The organism is Roseovarius gahaiensis (assembly GCF_011601345.1).
GTDB classification, from domain to species: Bacteria; Pseudomonadota; Alphaproteobacteria; order Rhodobacterales; family Rhodobacteraceae; genus Roseovarius; species Roseovarius gahaiensis.
This window is the reverse complement of the sequence record NZ_JAAORB010000007.1, coordinates 73,407-92,126: the sequence shown is the minus strand read 5'-3', so window position 1 is coordinate 92,126 and position 18,720 is coordinate 73,407. Positions and strand designations below refer to the sequence as shown.

The 18,720-nt window shown below is 59.5% G+C and carries 19 protein-coding genes; 8 read left to right on the top strand and 11 right to left on the bottom strand.

From position 1 onward, the window contains the following. Nucleotides 1-18 precede the first annotated feature (18 nt). On the bottom strand, nucleotides 19-549 hold the full coding sequence (gene ectA, locus HAT86_RS06245) for a diaminobutyrate acetyltransferase (protein WP_167194535.1): 531 nt from the start codon (nucleotides 547-549) through the stop codon (nucleotides 19-21). A 233-nt stretch (nucleotides 550-782) separates the two neighbouring features. Between ectA and HAT86_RS06240 the strand changes: the two genes are divergently transcribed. The 5 genes from HAT86_RS06240 (at nucleotide 783) to HAT86_RS06220 (ending at nucleotide 6,136) form a co-directional block, all read left to right on the top strand. Next, nucleotides 783-1,259, top strand: a complete 477-nt coding sequence (locus tag HAT86_RS06240; protein WP_331272508.1) for a MarR family winged helix-turn-helix transcriptional regulator — start codon at nucleotides 783-785, stop codon at nucleotides 1,257-1,259. A gap of 236 nt (nucleotides 1,260-1,495) precedes the next feature. Next, nucleotides 1,496-2,155, top strand: a complete 660-nt coding sequence (locus tag HAT86_RS06235) for an ABC transporter ATP-binding protein (protein ID WP_167194525.1) — start codon at nucleotides 1,496-1,498, stop codon at nucleotides 2,153-2,155. After that, nucleotides 2,133-3,779, top strand: coding sequence for a capsule biosynthesis protein (locus HAT86_RS06230; protein ID WP_167194523.1), 1,647 nt, complete (start codon nucleotides 2,133-2,135; stop codon nucleotides 3,777-3,779). Before HAT86_RS06235 ends, HAT86_RS06230 begins: the two co-directional genes overlap by 23 nt. A gap of 2 nt (nucleotides 3,780-3,781) precedes the next feature. Further along, nucleotides 3,782-4,615 carry a 3-deoxy-8-phosphooctulonate synthase gene (gene kdsA / locus HAT86_RS06225; RefSeq protein ID WP_167194521.1) on the top strand — a complete coding sequence of 278 codons (834 nt, stop codon included), beginning with the start codon at nucleotides 3,782-3,784 and terminating at the stop codon, nucleotides 4,613-4,615. Nucleotides 4,616-4,639: 24 nt separating this feature from the next. Beyond that, nucleotides 4,640-6,136, top strand: a complete 1,497-nt coding sequence (locus HAT86_RS06220) for a phosphomannomutase/phosphoglucomutase (RefSeq protein WP_167194519.1) — start codon at nucleotides 4,640-4,642, stop codon at nucleotides 6,134-6,136. A gap of 85 nt (nucleotides 6,137-6,221) precedes the next feature. Here the strand turns inward: HAT86_RS06220 and HAT86_RS06215 are convergent, their stop codons facing one another. From HAT86_RS06215 to HAT86_RS06190, 6 genes are all read right to left on the bottom strand, one after another. Next, complete coding sequence (locus HAT86_RS06215) at nucleotides 6,222-8,234, bottom strand: M3 family metallopeptidase (protein WP_167194517.1); 2,013 nt, start codon at nucleotides 8,232-8,234, stop codon at nucleotides 6,222-6,224. Next, entirely contained in the window at nucleotides 8,231-9,286 is a 1,056-nt protein-coding gene (locus HAT86_RS06210) for a HesA/MoeB/ThiF family protein (RefSeq protein ID WP_167194514.1), read from the bottom strand. Before HAT86_RS06210 ends, HAT86_RS06215 begins: the two co-directional genes overlap by 4 nt. After that, nucleotides 9,286-9,750 carry a dUTP diphosphatase gene (gene dut, locus HAT86_RS06205; RefSeq protein ID WP_167194512.1) on the bottom strand — a complete coding sequence of 155 codons (465 nt, stop codon included), beginning with the start codon at nucleotides 9,748-9,750 and terminating at the stop codon, nucleotides 9,286-9,288. Before dut ends, HAT86_RS06210 begins: the two co-directional genes overlap by 1 nt. 36 nt (nucleotides 9,751-9,786) lie before the next feature. Beyond that, nucleotides 9,787-10,980, bottom strand: coding sequence for a bifunctional phosphopantothenoylcysteine decarboxylase/phosphopantothenate--cysteine ligase CoaBC (coaBC, locus tag HAT86_RS06200; RefSeq protein WP_167194510.1), 1,194 nt, complete (start codon nucleotides 10,978-10,980; stop codon nucleotides 9,787-9,789). 63 nt (nucleotides 10,981-11,043) lie between these two features. Continuing rightward, nucleotides 11,044-11,820 (bottom strand): ChaN family lipoprotein, encoded by a 777-nt coding sequence (locus HAT86_RS06195; protein WP_167194508.1) that lies wholly within the window; start codon nucleotides 11,818-11,820, stop codon nucleotides 11,044-11,046. After that, complete coding sequence (locus HAT86_RS06190) at nucleotides 11,817-12,695, bottom strand: RNA polymerase factor sigma-32 (RefSeq protein ID WP_167194506.1); 879 nt, start codon at nucleotides 12,693-12,695, stop codon at nucleotides 11,817-11,819. The genes HAT86_RS06195 and HAT86_RS06190 overlap by 4 nt, the downstream gene beginning before the upstream one ends. A 102-nt stretch (nucleotides 12,696-12,797) precedes the next feature. On the opposite strand from HAT86_RS06190, the gene cobU reads away from it, so the two are divergent. From cobU to HAT86_RS06175, 3 genes are all read left to right on the top strand, one after another. Continuing rightward, nucleotides 12,798-13,319: a bifunctional adenosylcobinamide kinase/adenosylcobinamide-phosphate guanylyltransferase gene (cobU, locus tag HAT86_RS06185; RefSeq protein WP_167194504.1), complete on the top strand. Its 522-nt coding sequence runs from the start codon at nucleotides 12,798-12,800 to the stop codon at nucleotides 13,317-13,319. Beyond that, nucleotides 13,316-13,888: a histidine phosphatase family protein gene (locus HAT86_RS06180; protein ID WP_167194502.1), complete on the top strand. Its 573-nt coding sequence runs from the start codon at nucleotides 13,316-13,318 to the stop codon at nucleotides 13,886-13,888. The genes cobU and HAT86_RS06180 overlap by 4 nt, the downstream gene beginning before the upstream one ends. Before the next feature lie 106 nt (nucleotides 13,889-13,994). After that, entirely contained in the window at nucleotides 13,995-15,509 is a 1,515-nt protein-coding gene (locus HAT86_RS06175; RefSeq protein WP_167194500.1) for a YifB family Mg chelatase-like AAA ATPase, read from the top strand. Here the strand turns inward: HAT86_RS06175 and HAT86_RS06170 are convergent. The 4 genes from HAT86_RS06170 to rsmI all read right to left on the bottom strand — a co-directional run bounded on the left by HAT86_RS06170 (nucleotide 15,475) and on the right by rsmI (nucleotide 18,670). Next, the gene (locus HAT86_RS06170) at nucleotides 15,475-16,305 is read right to left on the bottom strand and encodes an alpha/beta hydrolase (RefSeq protein ID WP_331272507.1); all 831 of its coding nucleotides are present in this window, start codon (nucleotides 16,303-16,305) and stop codon (nucleotides 15,475-15,477) included. The two genes, HAT86_RS06175 and HAT86_RS06170, sit on opposite strands and share 35 nt — an antisense overlap. Before the next feature lie 74 nt (nucleotides 16,306-16,379). Next, a complete protein-coding gene (gene gshB, locus HAT86_RS06165; RefSeq protein WP_167194496.1) occupies nucleotides 16,380-17,315 on the bottom strand; it encodes a glutathione synthase in 936 nt (311 codons plus the stop codon). A gap of 60 nt (nucleotides 17,316-17,375) precedes the next feature. Beyond that, complete coding sequence (locus HAT86_RS06160; protein ID WP_167194494.1) at nucleotides 17,376-17,783, bottom strand: YraN family protein; 408 nt, start codon at nucleotides 17,781-17,783, stop codon at nucleotides 17,376-17,378. Between the two features lie 5 nt (nucleotides 17,784-17,788). Beyond that, nucleotides 17,789-18,670 (bottom strand): 16S rRNA (cytidine(1402)-2'-O)-methyltransferase, encoded by an 882-nt coding sequence (gene rsmI, locus HAT86_RS06155; RefSeq protein ID WP_167194492.1) that lies wholly within the window; start codon nucleotides 18,668-18,670, stop codon nucleotides 17,789-17,791. Nucleotides 18,671-18,720 lie beyond the last annotated feature (50 nt).

Here is an 18,720-nt window from a genome sequence, read left to right as displayed (position 1 = left end):
GGCCGGCGCAGCTCGCGATCAGGCGGCGCGCTTCAGCTCTTCGGCGAAACGAATGGTGACCATATGCTCGGTCGCATGGCGACCGTCGAAATGATCATCGCGGCGAAAGTAGGGCTGGCTGCTCAGCTTGCCGTCGATGCTGCTCGAAAACTTTCCGAACAGCGCCCATGACGCATCATTGTCCAGCGTGATGGTGGTCTGTAGGCGATTGACGCCCTCGCACTCCTCGCGCTCGATCAAATGCTGCAACATACGCGTGCCCAAGCCTTGGCCGCGCGCCTTTTCCGACACGGCCACCTGCCACACAAAAAGTGTCTCGGTGTCGTCGGGCAACAGATAGGCAGAAATCCAGCCAACGGGCTCTCCGTCCATCTCCGCAAGGACGCATGTATCGCTGAAATGATCGCATTGGATCAGATTGCAATACATCGAATTTTCATCAAGCGGATGGCACGATGCGATCAATTCCCAGATCGCAGATCCATCCTCACGCAATGGTTTGCGGAATGTGATTTTCGGCTTCTGATTTGATCCATCGATTTTATGCACGGCTTTTGGTCCCTTGTTGTTCGACACCCTAACTATACGATCCCCCTATGTCCTTTCAAGTATCTAAGTGTTTTTTTACGCTATATGCGTCATTTCGCGCATTTATAGGCATTTATCCTTAGCGTTACTTTGTATATGCTTGTTTTATGTTTAGTAATAGCAATCAAAATACTTCACGCATTGCGCGTGAACGCAAACCGGGTAACATAGCCCTCCCATTGACGGAGGACGGCGTGGACCGCACCGATATCAGCCTTATCGCCCTGCGTCGCATCCTGCGCGCAACCGAGATGCACGCGCGCGACCTTGCGCGCGAGGCCGGGCTGACAGCCGTGCAGCTACGCGTTCTTCAAATCGTGGCGGAAAAAGGCCACGCCACCCCCACCGAGCTATCGCAGCGCATGGGTGTGACACAGGCCACCATTTCCGCCCTGATCAAAAAATTGGAAGTTAAAGGCCAGCTGACCCGACGCCAATCACAGGCCGACCGCCGCCAAACCCGTCTGGAGATCACGCCAGAGGGGATGAGCAAGGTGCGCGCCGCGCCTACCGCCCTGCAGCAGCGTTATGTCAAACAGTTCGAATCGCTGGACGATTGGGAGCAGGCAATGGTTGTCGCCGTTCTGGAACGCGTGGCCCACATGCTGGACGCCGAGGAAATAGACGCATCCCCCGTGCTGGCCGTGGGCGAGATCGACCGCTCGCACTGATCAAGCCTGCCAGTGGCATCCCCGGCGCTTTACTGGCCAGCGCCAAGGCGCTTTCAGCCGAAACAAGCCAAAGAAAATCCAATTTGGCGATTTTTTCTTATCAACGGCACAAAAATGCCCATAACTTCTGTCATATGCACAGTTGATCCGGCATACTGTCCAACAATCTGGGCTAAAATTGCCTTAACAATGCCCCGTTAAAGAGGGTAAGGCCAGAGCAGCATCGGAGCCAATTGATGCTCGAATTCGACAATGTAAGCAAGTCCTTCTGGACCGGCACGCAGCGCAAGGTGATTCTTGACCGCGTGAGCTTTCGCATCGAATTGGGCAACTCCTTGGGAATTCTTGCGCCCAACGGCACCGGCAAGACAACGCTGATCAACATGATGGCTGGTCTTGAAAAACCGGACGAGGGCGAAATTCGCCGCGCCTGCCGCATCAGCTTTCCTTTGGGGTTCATGGGTGGTGTGGTCAGCAAAATCTCGGCGATGGAAAACGCGCGCTACATCGCGCGGCTTTATGGGTTGGACCCCGATTACATCGAGGCGTTCTGCCGTTGGATGTGCAACCTAGGCGAATATTTCGACCAGCCGCTTGGCACGTATTCCTCGGGCATGCGCGCACGGTTTACCTTTTCACTGATGTTGGCGCTTGATTTCGACATGTATCTGATCGACGAAGGCATGCCGAGTTCGACAGATGTGGAATTCAACCGCAAGGCGGGTGAAATTCTGCGCGAACGTCTGCGCAACACAACAGTTGTTATCGTTTCGCACCAGCCCGAAACACTTGAAAAATTCGCGCGTTCCGCTGCTGTTCTTATGAGTGGCAGATTGTATATGTTCGATACCTTGGAAGAGGCAAAACAGCTTTATGACTACGAAACCCAAGGCTAGGAAGTTCCGAATCCGTCGCAGCGCCCCGCAAACGCCGCAGCCACCCCGCCCTGAAGAACAGGCGCGGGAACAAGCCGCAGACAGCGCCGCGCAACCGCAACAGTCCAGCACCACAACTGGTCAGGTCAGCTCTGGCCGCGAAACGGCGGCGGCCACCTCAATCGAAGAGATCCGCAAAGAAGGCCTGACCGGTCGCCAACTGCGCATGTCGCGCCGTATGGCCCAGAAACACGGGCTTGCGCCCACTTCGGATTTCGATGCCGTGCGCCTGCTGCGCGCCAAGGGCATAGACCCGTTCAAGCGCAACAGTATCCTTGAACTAGTCGCGGGCGACGGCGGGCAAGGCGGTGGTGATGGCTCGGACGGCACGCCACCTGCCGCTGACGCACAGCCCCCGGCGAATGATCGCGTTCAACTGCCACATACCGTGCCAACCGGCCAAAACCTGCCCTCGGCCCAGCTAAGCCCAGCTGATCGCCGCGCCTTCGAAATCACACAAATTCAAAGCGACATCGCCAAGCGCCGCCGCCGCAAGCTGCTGCTTTTACTGACACGATTGACCGCATTCGTGTTCCTGCCGACCCTGATCGCGGGGTATTACTACTACGCCGTGGCCACCCCGATGTATACGACCAAGTCCGAGTTTCTGATCCTTACCGCCGATAGCGGCGGCGGGGGCGGCGGCGGGCTTGGCGGGCTGCTGCCCACCCAGTTCGCCACTGGACAGGATTCGATCGCCACACAATCCTACCTACAATCCAAAGACGCTATGCTGCGCCTTGATAAGGACGTGGGCTTCCGCGAGCATTTCAGCCAACAGTGGATCGACCCGATTCAGCGGCTTTCCGAAGACGCCAGCAACGAGGACGCCTATAAGCTTTACAAGAAATACGTCGTTCTGGGGTATGACCCGACCGAAGGCGTGATCCGCATGGAACTGTCCACCGCAGACCCCGAACTTTCCGCCGTGTTTTCGGAAAAGCTGATCGAATACGCCGAAGAAAACGTCGACGAACTCAGCGCCGAAAAACGCAGCGATGCGGTGAAAACGGCGGTTGAAAGCCTTGAGCAAGCCAAAGCGGACAGGCGCGCCGCACAACAGCGCATGGTCGAACTGCAAGAAAGCTCAATCCTCGACCCCGAGGGCGAGGTTGCCAATATCCGCGCTTTGCTCAGCAATGTTGAATTGCAGCTACAGGAAAAACAACTGGCCCTGAACACGCAGATGAACAATTCGCGACCCAATCAGGCCCGCGTCGAAGCTCTGCGCAGCGAGATAGAGGTGCTTGAACGCGAGCTGAACAAGCAAAAAGCTCGTCTGACCCAAGCCACCGATGGCACGTCATCACTGGCCGCGCAATCCGCCGCAATCCAGATGGCGCAGGCCGATCTGGCCACCGCCGATATGGTGCTGCAAGCCGCGCTTGAAACCAAGCGGCAGTCAGAAATCGAAGCGAACAAACAGGTGCGCTACCTGACGGTCAGCGTCAAACCCGTGGCGTCACAAGATTCTTCCTATCCACGGTCATTCGAGAATACGATCCTTGCGTTCCTTATCTTTGCCGGTATCTACCTGATGATATCGCTTACCGTGTCCATCCTTCGCGAACAGGTCTCGTCATAACCATGAAACAGGTCGACATTTCGGGGCTGCGCGTCGGCAACGATCAGCCCCTCACACTTATCGCCGGTCCTTGCCAACTGGAGTCCGCCGATCACGCCCAGATGATCGCGGGCACCATGGCCGAAGCCTGCCGCGCCGTCGGCGCGCAGTTCATATTCAAGGGCAGTTTCGACAAGGCCAATCGCACATCGGTGTCCGGCAAGCGCGGTCTTGGGGTCGACGAAGGGCTAAAGGTTCTGCAATCGGTCAAGGATACGCTGGATGTTCCGGTTCTCACCGACATCCATCTGCCCGAGCAATGCGCCCCCGTGGCCCAAGTGGCCGATGTGCTGCAAATCCCGGCCTTCCTGTGCCGCCAGACTGACCTTTTGTTAGCCGCTGGCGAAACCGGTGCCGTGATCAACGTCAAAAAAGGCCAGTTTCTGGCCCCATGGGACATGCCCAATGTCGTGGCCAAGATCGAATCCACCGGCAACACCCGTATCCTGTTGACCGAACGCGGCACATCCTTTGGCTACAATACCCTTGTTGCCGATATGCGGGCCTTGCCGCAGATGGCCGCCACTGGCTATCCGGTGGTTATGGACGCCACCCATTCCGTACAACAGCCCGGTGGCCAAGGCGGCAGTTCCGGCGGGCAACGTGAATTTGCTCCGGTGATGGCGCGCGCGGCTGTGGCGCTTGGCGTGGCGGCGGTGTTCATCGAAACGCATGAAGATCCTGACAATGCCCCGTCTGACGGGCCAAACATGATCCCGCTGCCCCAGATGGCCGCGCTGATCGAAACCCTTATGGCCTTCGACACACTGGCCAAGGCCAACCCGATCGCCCTGTAATTCCCCGCATCAACGAGTATCCCTATGACCAAACCCTTGCCCACATGCACGCCCAACACATGGGAATTTCTACGTGACGCGATGATCGCGCCAACGGGCTTTCGCGAATATGACGCACGGTGGAAATATCCTGATGAAATCAATCTACCGGGCATGACGGCGCTTGGGCTTGGGCTTGGCACGCAGATGCAAAAGCGCGGGATCAAACCGGAAATCGCGGTTGGCAACGATTACCGCGATTACTCGCTGGCCATCAAACACGCCCTGATCCTTGGGCTGATGCAGGCTGGCATTCGCGTGCGCGATATTGGCCCGGCGCTGTCGCCCATGGCCTATTTCGCACAGTTCCACCTTGATGCGCCCGCCGTGGCGATGGTTACCGCCAGCCACAACCCGAACGGCTGGACCGGCGTGAAAATGGGGTTCGAGCGTCCGCTGACCCACGGCCCCGATGAAATGGCCGAATTGCGCGATATTGTCCTGAACGGTCAGGGCCAGACGCGCGACGGCGGGTCTTATGAATTTGTCGATGGCGTGCGCGAGGCGTATCTTGATGACCTCGTGGGCGATTTCAAAATGTCGCGCAAGCTGCGGGTGGTCTGCGCCACGGGCAACGGCACGGCCTCGGCTTTTGCGCCCGAAGTGTTCAAACGGATCGGTGTCGAAGTGGTGCCCAGCCATAACACACTTGATTACACCTTCCCCAACTACAACCCCAACCCCGAAGCCATGGAAATGCTGCATGACATGGCCGATAGTGTGCGCGCCACCGGGGCCGATTTCGCCCTTGGGTTTGACGGCGATGGCGACCGCTGCGGCGTGGTCGATGACGAAGGCCAAGAAATCTTTGCCGACAAGGTCGGCGTCATCATGGCGCGCGACCTGTCGCGCCTTTACCCGAATTCCACCTTTGTGGCCGATGTGAAATCCACCGGCCTGTTTGCCTCGGACCCGGAACTGCAGAAAAACGGTGCCAAGGCCGATTACTGGAAAACCGGGCACAGCCATATGAAACGCCGGGTCAAGGAAATTGGCGCCTTGGCCGGCTTTGAAAAATCCGGGCATTACTTTTTGGCCGAACCTGTGGGCCGGGGCTATGACTGCGGGATGCGGGTGGCCGTCGAGATTTGCAAGCTGATGGATCGCAACCCCGACAGCTCCATGTCCGACCTGCGCCGTGCCCTGCCGCACACCTTCTCGACCCCCACAATGTCGCCCTATTGCGCGGATACCGAGAAATACGAGGTGCTTGATCGCATCGTCGAGAAACTGGTCGCCAAGGCCGACGCCGGAGATCAGATTGCAGGCCGCGCCATCAAAGAGGTTGTTACGGTCAACGGCGCGCGTGTGATTCTTGACAACGGGTCTTGGGGGCTTGTCCGCGCCTCGTCGAACACCCCTAACCTCGTGGTGGTCTGCGAAAGTAGTGACAGCGAGGACGAATTGCGCGCGATCTTTGCTGATATTGATGGGGTGATCCGCACCGAGCCCTCAGTCGGTGACTACGACCAGACATTCTAGGCCGGCTCACCACACAGGAAGTCGCAGCCTTTGGCTGGCCAGTAAGAACTGTTTGCGCCCATCTTTGGGCGCAACACACACCCGATCAGGCAACCAGCCCGCGCCCCTTCAACAGCGCCTCAACACCCGGCAGACGCCCACGGAATGCGATGTAAAGCTCTTCGGGGTCGGCCGAACCGCCGCGCGATAGAATGTGTGTTTCCAATGCCTTGGCCTGTTCTTCATCGAACGCACCCGCACCGTCCTCAAAAGCCGCAAACGCATCGGCATCCATGACTTCTGACCACATGTAACTGTAGTAGCCACTGGAATACCCATCCCCGGAAAATACATGCGCGAACTGCGGGGTGGCATGGCGCATCGTGATCGCCTGCGGCATGCCCATGTTTTCCAATGTCTCGCGCTGCTTGTCCATCGGATCGCTCGGCGCGTCCCCTTCATGAAACGCCAAATCCACCATGGCCGAGGCGACATATTCCACCGTTTGAAACCCTTGATCGAAATTCGCGGCTTTCAGCATTTTGTCCAGCAATTCCGGGGGCATCGCCTCTCCGGTTTGATGATGGCGGGCGTATTTTTCCAAAACCTCCGGCACCTCCAGCCAATGCTCATACAACTGACTGGGCAGTTCGACAAAGTCGCGCGCCACGGACGTGCCGGAAATACTTTCATAAGTCACGTCTGACAGCAGGTGATGCAGGGCGTGCCCGAATTCGTGAAACAAGGTCCGCGCATCGTCATACGACAACAACGCCGGATCACCCTTGGCAAAGTTGCAGACGTTGACAACCACCGGCCCCTGCACATGTGGCCGCTTGGCCTGCCCGCGCATCGCGCTGCACCACGCGCCCGACCGCTTGGATGCTCGGGCGAAATAATCCCCGATAAACACCGCCACATGCCGCCCATTTCGGGTGACCTCCCACGCGCGGCAATCGGGGTGATATAGCGCGATATCCAGCGGCTTGAACTCCAACCCGAAGAGCCGGTGCGCCACGCCAAACGCCGCGTCGATCATCGCGTCTAGCGACAAGTATGGCTTCAGCGCAGCCTCATCCAGATCATGCTCGGCCTGCCGCCGCTTTTCCGCGTAATACCGCCAATCCCAAGGCTGCAATGCCCCATTTATCCCATCGGCTTGCATCATTTGGGTCAGTGTTTCGGCGTCCGCCTCGGCCTGCGCTTTGGCTGGCGTCCAGACCTGCCACAGCAGATCTTTCACGCGCTCGGGCGTTTTCGCCATCTCGGTTTCCAGCTTATAGGCGGCAAAACTGTCATAGCCCAAAAGTTGCGCGCGCTCTTGCCGAAGCTGCAGTATCTCAGCAGCAATCGCGCGATTGTCCGTTTCACCGCCCATTGCGCCACGCGCCGCCCATGCCCGAAACGCCTGCTCTCGCAAGTCCCGGCGTGATGAGAATTGCAAGAACGGCACAAGCAAGGACCGCGAAAGGGTGATCACCGGGCGGTCAACGCCCTTTTCCCGCCCCGCTTCACGCGCGGCAGAAATCAGAAACTCAGGCAGGTTTTCAAGCGCTTGATCGTCCAGTTCCATGAACCATCCGGCCTCATCTGCCAGCAGGTTTTGGGTGAACTTTGTGCCAAGCTCTGATAGCCGCGCCATGATCTGGCGCATCCGCTGATCAGCCTCACCGTCCAGCGCCGCCCCGGCCCGTACAAACCGACGGCGTGTCAGCATCAGCAGCCGGGCCTGCTCGTCGGTCAGGTCCAGATCGTCTTGAACTTGCCACAGGGTTTTGATCCGCTGAAACAGCTTTTTGTTCCCGGTCACTTCCGATGAATACGCCGCCAGTTTCGGCCCAAAGCTGCGTTGCAATTCCTGCCGTTTGGGGGTGCTGTCGGCCCCGGCCACGGAAAAGAAAACCGACAACACCTTGTCCAACGCCTCACCACTGGCTTCAAGCGCCTCGATCGTATTGGCAAAGCTGGGCTTTTCGGGGTTTTCGGCAATCTTTGTGATGTCTGCCCGCGCCTCCTGCAACGCGACGTCAAAAGCTGGTTCAAAATGGGCATCTTCGATCCGATCAAACGGAGCAAGATTGAACGGCGTGTTCCACTCGGCCAATAACGGATTGCTCATGCCTCGGCGTCCTTTTCATGTGTTTGGCCGCAAACAGGGCAATTTTCACGGCGTTTCAGGGAAATCTTCCGGGTCTCACCCCATAGCGCATCATAAATCAGCATTTCCCCCAACAGCGGCTGGCCCGCATGGGCAATCAGCTTGACCGCCTCTGCCGCCATCATCGCCCCGACCACACCGGGCAGCGGGCCAAGCACACCAGCTTCGGCACAGGATGGCGCAAGCCCCGGGGCCGGGCGGTCAGGGAAAATGCATTGGTAACATGGCGTGCCCTTTGACGGGTCAAACACGCTCAATTGCCCCTCCCACTGCGACAGCGCGCCGGAAATCAATGGCTTGCCTTGGCCCACTGCGGTCGCATTCGCCAAGTAGCGCGTATCGAAATTATCCGTGCCGTCCAGAATGATATCGTAATCGGCAAACAGATCGCCAGCGATCTCCTTGGTCAGACGGCGCTGATAGGGGCGCACTTCGACCGATGGGTTTTGCGCCTGCATCGCGGTCATGGCCGATTGCACTTTGGGCAGGCCGGTGTCGCGGTCCCGGTGAATGACCTGCCGTTGCAGGTTCGAATTGTCGACCATGTCGTCGTCGATCACCCCGATCGTACCAACCCCCGCTGCCGCCAGATACAGCAGCGCCGGCGATCCCAAACCGCCGGCGCCAATCACCAGAACGCGGGCTTCTTTCAGAGCCTTTTGGCCCGGCCCGCCAAGCTCGCGCAGCACGATGTGGCGGGCATAGCGATCCAGTTCGGTTTCAGAAAAAAGCTTTTTTTGTTCCGGCTCTTGCTGCGCGTCCGCCTTGCTGCGCAATGCCTTCAGCGCCAAACGATAAATCACCGCCAGCACCGCGAAGCCACCCAGGATCAGCCACAAGGCCGGGCTTTCACCTGTCGCCAGTCGCAACGGATGTGCAGCGGGCAAAGCCAGATGCAGCCCGACCACAGCCACCCACAACAGCCCGATCATGCTCCACCGCAGCCGCTTGGGCGCCCCCATCAGGGCACCAATGCCCCACAGGGTCGCCGCCATGACAAATACCAACAGCATCAGCCATGCCCCGTTGAGCCAAAGCCACCACCGCCCCGGGCTGTCTCATCCAAGCCCTCGACCAGATCAAAGGTGGCCCGGATCACAGGTGCCACGATCATCTGCGCGATACGCATCCCGTGATCTATGTGAAACGGCTGATCCCCCGCGTTCATCACGATCACCCCCAAAGGCCCACGGTAATCACTGTCAATCGTGCCGGGGCTGTTGGGCAAGGTCAGCCCATGCTTCAGTGCCAGGCCAGACCGCGGTCGTAACTGCACCTCATACCACTCTGGAATGGCAAGCCGCAAACCCGTCGGCACAAGCGACCGTGCGCCCGGCTGCAACGTGATGCCCGTATCGCGCTGCATCGCGGGAAAATTTGCCCGCAGATCGGCGCCCGCCGCCCCGTCCGACGCATAAGCAGGCAGGCCGAGTGTCCGGTCGGCGCCCTCTTCCCAAGTGAATGTGATCAGGACCATGCCCACGCCTTCATTGTTCCAAAAATACTCAAATTCTCAGGCCAGCGCCTGCGCGATCCGTTCGGCCAGCCGGGCGGCCACATCGGCTTTTGCCATACGCGGCCATTCCTCTGCACCGTCGTTCGTAATCAATGTAACGTGATTTTCCAGCCCGCCCATGATTGCGGTTGCGTGGCTGACATCATTGGCCACGATCCAGTCACAGCCTTTGCGCGCGTGTTTCGCCGTGGCATTGGCAATCACATCGTCGGTCTCGGCTGCAAACCCAATCACAAGGCCGGGCCGTCCGGTGTCCATCTGGCTGATCGTGGCTAGGATGTCCGGGTTTTCCGCAAATTCCAGCACCGGCAGCCCGCCCTTGGTTTTCTTGAGTTTCGAGGTGTTGGCGCTGGCCACCCGCCAATCGGCCACAGCGGCAGCGAACACGGCGGCGTCAGCGGGCAGTGCGGTTTGCACGGCCTGCATCATCTGGCCTGCGGTTTCGACCGGCACAACGGTCACCCCCTCGGGCGGGGGCACGTCGGCAGGGCCGGTCACAAACATAACCTCGGCCCCCAGCGATGCAAGGGCATGCGCGATTGCCGTGCCTTGCGCCCCCGATGAGCGGTTGGCGATGTAGCGGACAGGGTCAATCGGCTCATGCGTCGGGCCCGAGGTGACGATCACGCGTTTACCCTTTAACGGACCGTCCGACAGTGCGCGATCAATCGCCGCGACGATTTCCAGCGGCTCGGCCATGCGCCCCGGCCCATATTCGCCACAGGCCATATCCCCATCATCCGGGCCGACAAAGCCGATCCCATCCGCTTTTAGGGTCTCAATGTTGCGCTGCGTCGCCGGGTGTTGCCACATCCTGACATTCATGGCGGGCGCGATCAGAACCGGCGTGTCGGTGGCAAGCAGCAAAGTTGAGGCCAGATCATCGGCCATGCCGCCGGCCATCTTGGCCATGAGATTGGCCGTGGCCGGTGCCACAACGATCAGATCGGCACTGCGGCTCAATTCGATATGGCCCATCTCGGCCTCGTCGGTCAGGTCGAACAAGTCCCTGAAAACCTTGTGACCGGCCAAAGCGGACACTGACAAAGGGGTCACAAACTCTTCCCCCGCGCGCGTCAGAACCGGGATCACATGCGCACCACGTTCGCGCAATCGACGGATCAGGTCCAATGATTTGAAGGCCGCGATGCCGCCGCTGATAACCAAAAGAATGCGTTTTGATGCCAACATGGCGCTTTTCCTATCCGACCCGTCGGGACACTAGGCTTTGCCCCTCGGGCTGGCAAGGGCCGCTCAACCGTTGCCGGTGAAGGCGGCGCAGGGATCCTCGCGCGCGACCGCCGGGGCCGACCGCATTTCATCAAAACCACCCTCCAAGGATACCCCGTCTTCGGTTTGTCCGATCACGTGCACCTCCAGATCCGACGCAACGCGCTGCAAGTAAGACGGAACGCCCCAATCCTTGCGCGCATGGCCATTGCCGGTGATCAGGGCAACCGGGCCGCCCGTGTCCTGCATTGCCTGCACAACGCCGTGGGCCAATTCTGCGTCACGCAAGCGTTGGATGGCCACCATGCCCGGCAGCATTTCGGCGGGCAAGGCATCGCAATGCGCGGCCAATTGCATCGCCTCGCGTGTGTTTTGTTGGGCCTCGGGCAAAGCGTCGGTCAGGCCGTAAGTATCGGGATCGCCGGAAAATCCCGTGGCGATCCCATTTTCAAACGCGGCCCGCGCAACATCCCGTGGCACCTGTCCGCCATAAACCCGCGCCTTCGGGGCTGCCGCAAAGATGGGATAATACATTGAGAAATCCGGCCACCCAGAGCTTTCCCACTCCAAAGCATCTTTCAGGCGCGCTTCGTCCTCGCGATTTTCGGGCGTGATTGCCTTGGCTTGGTCTGGTGTCAGCATCTCAAACACCAAAGCCTTGGGCGCAACCTGAGCTACAATTTCCGCTTGTGTCGCGTAATGTGTGGGATTGTCATGAATTTCGCCAACGATGACCACGTCTTGCGCCATTGCGCCAAGCGCGGTCATCGACAGAAGTGCGGCGGACAATATCGTTTTCATGCCAACAGGTTTTGCACCTCGGCACCCTGACGTTCAAGATGCTTGCGCATCTTTTGGAACGCCGCCGCCTCCAGCTGTCGGACCCGCTCTTTCGACAGGCTCAATTCTTGCCCCAAGCTTTCCAACGTTCGCGGTTCATCGCGCAGCTTGCGCTCTTTTATGATAAAGCGTTCCCGATCATTAAGCCGCCCCATGGCCTGACCCAACCAATCACGCAGCGCCGACAGGTCATGATCTTGCTCAACCAGTTCATCACCGCGCATGCCGTCATCTTCGATGGTCTCAATCCATTCGCGGCCTTCGTCTTCGGAAGATTGCGTTGCGTTCAATGAAAAGTCTGACCCCGAAAGGCGACCTTCCATCATCTCCACATCCCGCAGGGGCACGCCCACCTCATGGGCAATCATTTCGCGCAGTTGATAGCCGTCCAGTTCTTCGCCCTTGGACATTGCCTCGCGCTCGATCCGGGCCTGCACGCGGCGCATGTTGAAAAACAGGGATTTCTGGCTGCTGGTTGATCCGGTCCGCACCATCGACCAATTGCGCATCACGTAATCTTGGATCGAGGCTTTGATCCACCACACGGCGTAAGTTGAGAACCGCACCCCACGATCGGGGTCGAATTTGTCGGCGGCTTTCATCAGGCCCAAGCCAGCCTCTTGGATCAGGTCATTCATCGGCGCGCCATACCGGCGGAATTTTGACGCCATCGAAATGGCCAACCGCATATACGCTGTGATCAGCCTGTGCAGTGCCTCTTCATCACGTTCATCACGCCAAGCATAGGCCAGTTTCAATTCGGTCTCGGCGTCCAAAAGCTCGGCTTTCATGGCCGAGCGTGACATGTTGCTTGTCTGCGGTGCGTCCAGTGGCATATTGACCCCCTCACCTGACGGTCTGTGTCGTGTTTCCTTAACGGTCTTTCAAAAGGTGTTACGCGGCCTAGCTACAACTGGATCACAACGAGGCCGAAAAATATGCTTCCACAACTCACCATGGTGCTTGGCGGTGCCGCCTCGGGAAAATCGGCTTTTGCCGAGTCATTGGTCGTGCAAACCGGGCGTAGCCGGGTTTATCTGGCCACGGCGCAAGCCTTTGATGACGAAATGCAGGCCAAAGTGGACCGCCACCGTGACATGCGCGGATCAGGGTGGCTGACTGTCGAGGCGCCGCTTGATCCGGGGGCTGCCCTGCGCGACACCGACGCCAGCCAGATTGTTCTGCTGGATTGCGCAACGATGTGGCTCAGCAACCAAATGCTGGCCGAGTCGGACTTGGCGCACGCCCAAAACGCCTTGATGGCGGCCCTGTCTGATTGCCCGGCCCCGGTTGTGATTGTCAGCAACGAAGTCGGCCTGTCCGTCGTGCCCGAAAACGCACTGGCCCGCCGCTTCCGCGAGGCGCAGGGCCGCCTGAACCAAGCCTTGGCGGCGCAGGCCGGGTTGGTTGTCAACGTCATTGCGGGGTTGCCGCAGGTTTTGAAGGGGCAATTGCCATGAGCCGCGTCTTTTGGGTGCGCCACGGACCAACACACGCCAAATCCATGGTTGGATGGTCAGACTTGCCCGCCGATCTCAGTGATCACGCGCAGGTGGCCCGGCTAGAGGCGCATTTGCCTGACGACGCGCTGGTGATCTCATCCGACCTGACACGCGCGACCGCCACAGCCGATGCGATCACCAAGGGGCGTGATCGGCTGCCGCACGACCCGGACCTGCGCGAAATCCATTTCGGAGAGTGGGAACTTCGGGCCTTTGACTCTGTGCCCGATCCCGATCATTTGCGCGCATTCTGGGATACCCCCGGCGACATCACGGCCCCCGGCGGGGAAAGCTGGAACCAGATTTCACTGCGCGTTGAACGGGCCGTTGCCCGGCTGCTGACCGCCCACCCGGGGCGCGACATCATTGCCGTGGCCCATTTCGGCGCGATCCTGACCCAAGTGCAAAAGGCCCTCAGGGTCACACCATACGAGGCCTTCGGGCATAAAATCGACAACTTGTCCGTGACCGAACTGCATTTGCGCGATGACATGTGGCAGGCACAGGCAATCAATCACCTGCCCTGAAACCACGATCTTGCATTTCAGCCTGCGCCGGGGATGCGTTAACCCTTCATCAACCACGACCGCGCTATCCATAGGTTAACCATAGTTAACCGGAGCCCGCTCAGTCATGGTCGCACGCGCCTATACCGTCGCCTTCGAAGGCATCGCGGCCCGTCAGGTTGAGGTGCAATGCGCCGTCACCCCCGGCATTCCGGCGTTTTCGCTCGTTGGCTTGCCGGACAAGGCAGTATCCGAGGCCCGCGACCGGGTGCGCACGGCGCTCAGTTCCATGGCCATCGCCCTGCCCTCCAAACGGATCACCATCAACCTGAGCCCCGCCGACCTGCCAAAAGAAGGCAGTCATTTTGACCTACCAATTGCCATGGCCCTGCTGGCCGCGCTTGAAATCATCCCCGCCGACGCGGTCGAAGGCACATGTTCATTGGGTGAATTGTCACTGGATGGCTCGCTTATTCCGGTGATCGGCGCGCTGCCCGCAGCCATGGCCGCCGCCGAAGAGGGCCGAACGCTGCTGTGCCCCAAAGCTTCGGGCGCCGAGGCCGCATGGGTGGGCGCAACCCAAGTGATCGGGGCTGCCAGCCTTGCCGATGTGGTCCGGCATTATACCGGCCAATCCCCATTAACTCCCGCTGAACCCGGCGAAGTCATGTCTGACACCACCGGGCGCGACCTGTTGGATGTCAAAGGCCAAGAACGCGCCAAACGTGCCTTGGAAATCGCCGCCGCCGGGCGGCACCACCTTATGATGGTCGGCACCCCCGGTTCGGGCAAATCCATGCTGGCCGCCCGCCTGCCCGGTATTCTGCCGCCGCTCACGGCCCCCGAAGCCTTGGAAACATCGATGATCCATTCCTTGGCCGGTTTGCTGGACGAAGGCGGCATCAATCGCACCCGCCCGTTCCGAGAACCCCACCACACGGCCAGCATGGCGGCGATTGTGGGCGGCGGGCGGCGGGCCTCTCCGGGGGAAATCAGCCTTGCGCATAACGGCGTCTTGTTCATGGATGAATTCCCCGAATTCCCCCGCACCGTTCTGGAAACGCTGCGCCAGCCTATCGAAACCGGCGAAGTCATGGTGGCCCGCGCCAATGCCCATGTGAAATATCCCTGCCGGTTCATGCTGGTTGCCGCGGCAAACCCTTGCAAATGTGGCTACCTGTCAGACCCCGGTCGCGCCTGCGGACGTGCGCCGCTTTGTGGCGAAGATTACATGGGCCGCATCTCGGGGCCGTTGATGGATCGGTTCGATCTGCGGGTTGAGGTGCCGCCGGTGGCCTTTGCCGATCTTGATTTGCCAGCCTCGGGCGACGGTTCGGCCACGGTGGCAGACCGGGTTGCTACCGCACGCGCCGTACAATCGGCGCGCTTTGAGGGACATGGAAACGCAAAGCTGAATTCTGATGCCGAGGGCGAGACATTGGAAAACATCGCCGCACCCGATTCCGAAGGCCGCGATTTGATCAACAAAGTGGCCGAACGGTTCGGGTTGTCAGCGCGGGGCTATCACAGGGTTTTGCGCGTGGCCCGCACGATTGCCGACCTTGAAGGCGCACCGGATGTCAGGCGCCCCCATGTGGCCGAAGCTGTCAGCTTTCGCCTGACGTCTTTGAAAGACGGGTGATCCAATTTGCAAGGTCGCTCAGCGTTTCTCCGGCCTCGGGCAACAGCGTGGGGCCGAAAATCGGCCAGACATGCGGCAGATCATGTTCGATCACCTCGGTGACATCCACGCCATCCGCGCGCAGCCGATCAGACATGCGCCGCGTGTCATCAAGCAAAATCTCGCGATCTCCGACCGTCAGCCACACCGGCCCGCCACCTTGGAACCGCGCAAACAAGGGTGAGGCGCGCGGATCACGGGGGCTGGCGCCTTGCAAATACATATCCGCCAACTCGCCCGCGCGGGCGGCGGGCAGCATCGCCTCAACCTCGCGATTGGCCACCACGCTATCTCCGGCAAAGGTCATGTCGGTCAGGGGGGAGAAACAGAAAACAGCAAGCGGGCGGCGCATCCGGTGTTTGAGTGTTTCGGCCAGCAAGGCCAAGGCCAGCCCGCCACCGGCACTGTCACCTCCAATAATGACAGGACGTTGCGCGCTGAGTTCAAGATAGACGGCAAGCGCATCCTCAAGCGCGGCGGGAAACGGATGTTCGGGCGCAAGCCTGTAATCGGGCAAACACGCGGGCAGACCGGCCAGCCCCGATAGCCGCGCCAACATCGCCCGGTGCGTGCGCGACGAGCCAAACACATAGCCGCCGCCGTGCAGATACAGGATAACCGGGCCACGATCCTCGACATCGGGCCCAAAGGCCCAGGTTGATGGCACCCCGTCAATCTGGCCGGACACGAAGCGGCTGCCCTTAGGCGCCCGAAACCATCGCCGCGCTTTGCGTTCAAAAACCCGGCGCAAATCCATGGGGTCTTGCGCCCGAGCCAAGTAGCGCTTTTCGAACACCCTTAGAAAGGTGTTGAGAAGTCGCCGCCGCAAGCTCAAGAGCGTTTGGCCTCGATCGCATCCCAGATCATCGCCGCGACGTTGATATCGTCGAACCGCTCAAGCTCTTGGATGCCGGTGGGCGATGTCACGTTGATTTCGGTCAGGTAATTGCCAATCACGTCGATCCCCACGAAAACTTGGCCCTTATCCCGCAAAAGCGGGCCAATGGCGGCGCAAATTTCACGATCCCTGTCGCTCAGCGCGATCTTTTCGGGCCGTCCGCCGACATGCATGTTTGACCGGGTTTCGCCCTGCGCCGGAACACGGTTGATCGCACCCACGGGTTCACCATCCACAAGGATGACGCGCTTGTCGCCGTTCTTGATCTCAGGCAGATATTTCTGAACAATCAGCGGTTCGCGGCTGAACCCGGCGAACAATTCATGCAGCGAGCTTAGGTTGCGGTCAGACTCGGACAGGTGAAACACACCTGCGCCGCCATTGCCATAAAGCGGCTTGAGGATCACATCGCCATGCCGATCCTTGAATGCGCGGATCGTAGCCAGATCACGGGCAATCGTGGTTGGCGGCATCAATTCAGGAAAATCGAGGATCAACAGCTTTTCAGGAAAGTTCCGCACCCAGAACGGATCGTTGACGACCAAAGTCTTGGGCATCACCCTTTGCAGCAAATGCGTGGTGGTGATGTAGAACATGTCAAACGGCGGGTCTTGCCGCAGCCAGACCACATCGAAATCGGCCAGATCAACATCCACCTCTTCGCCCAGACTGAAGTGATCACCGACCACGCGCTGCACCTGCAACGGCCAGCCCCGCGCCATAACCCGTCCTTCGACATAGGCCAGACGGTCAGGCGTGTAGTAAAACAGCTCATGGCCCCGGGCCTGCGCCTCTTCGGCCAAACGAAACGTGCTGTCAGCCGCGATATCAATCGGCGCGATCGGGTCCATCTGAAAAGCGATTTTCATTGCCATCCCCTGCAATCCTGTTCCACACCCTACATGGAACAAGGACGCCGCAAGCGCAAATCAGAAATGGCCAAAGGCGTTTTCATGAATCTGCGCTTGTCCGGTGGCGTCCACAATCGCCAGATCGAACCGCACCTGCGCCAATTGTCCGTCAGGGACCGTTGCAAGATATTCCGCGGCCGCGCCATGAATGCGCTGTATTTGCGGCATTCTCAGCCGTGACAGGGCCGTATCGAAATCGCGGGCTTTCTTGACTTCGCAAAAAACCACCTCGGGCCCGTCTTGCAAGATCATATCAATTTCACCGCTTTGACCGCGCCAACGGCTTTCAAGCACATGAACGCCACGCGCTTGGTATAGCCGTTCAACAATATGTTCCGCCGCCGCCCCCGACAGAAACGCCCGCCGGCCACGATCCTGCCGCGCGGTTTGACAGATCCCTTGCAAGGTTCCCGAAGGTTTGGCCATTCCGCTCACTGATCACCCTCCGGACTGTGGGACGCATCAAGTTCCAACGCGCGCTGATAAACCTGCCGCCGTTTCAATCGCAGGTCGGCTGACACCTTGTCTGCCGCATCGCGCACCGACAGCCCTTGTAGCGCGTCTTGCAAAGCCGAGTCTAAATCCACCTCGTCAACGTTTGGTAAACCCGCGCGGTCAATCACGACAACGATTTCCCCTTTCAGCGTCCGCTCGGCACAGATCAGCGCCAACTCGTCCAGCGTTCCGCGCAAGACCTCTTCAAACTTCTTGGTAATTTCGCGGCAAACTGCGGCGCGGCGATCCCCGCCAAGAACCAGCGCCGCATCGCGCAGCATCGCGGCAATGCGTTTGGGCGATTCGTAAAAAATCAGCGTGCCGGGCACCTGCGCCACCTCTTGCAGTGCGGTTTTTCGCCGTCCTGACGCATTCGGCAAAAACCCGGCGAAAAAGAAATGATCGGTGGGCAACCCAGCCAAAGTAAGCGCCGTGATCGCCGCCGACGGGCCCGGTGCCGAGATCAGCTTGTGCCCCTCGGCCACGGCTGCGCGGGCCAGATCGTATCCCGGATCAGCCACCATCGGAGTGCCCGCCTCTGAGGCGTAAACTACGGATTTTCCGGCCTGCAACGCCTGCATAATACGGGGCCGGACGCGATCACCATTGTGATCGTGATAGGCCACCAAGGGCCGGTCGACCAAGCTGATGCCATGAATATCAAGCAGTTTCCGCAGGCTGCGTGTGTCTTCTGCGGCGATCACATCGGCGGATGCCAGAATATCAAGCGTCCGCAAAGTAATGTCTCGGGCCGTGCCGATTGGCGTCGCAATCAGGTACAATCCCGGATCAAGGTTTTGCTGTTTGGGATTCACCACTAGACCCGCCTCATATGACGTTTATTATCGCAACCGTGACCGCAACAGGC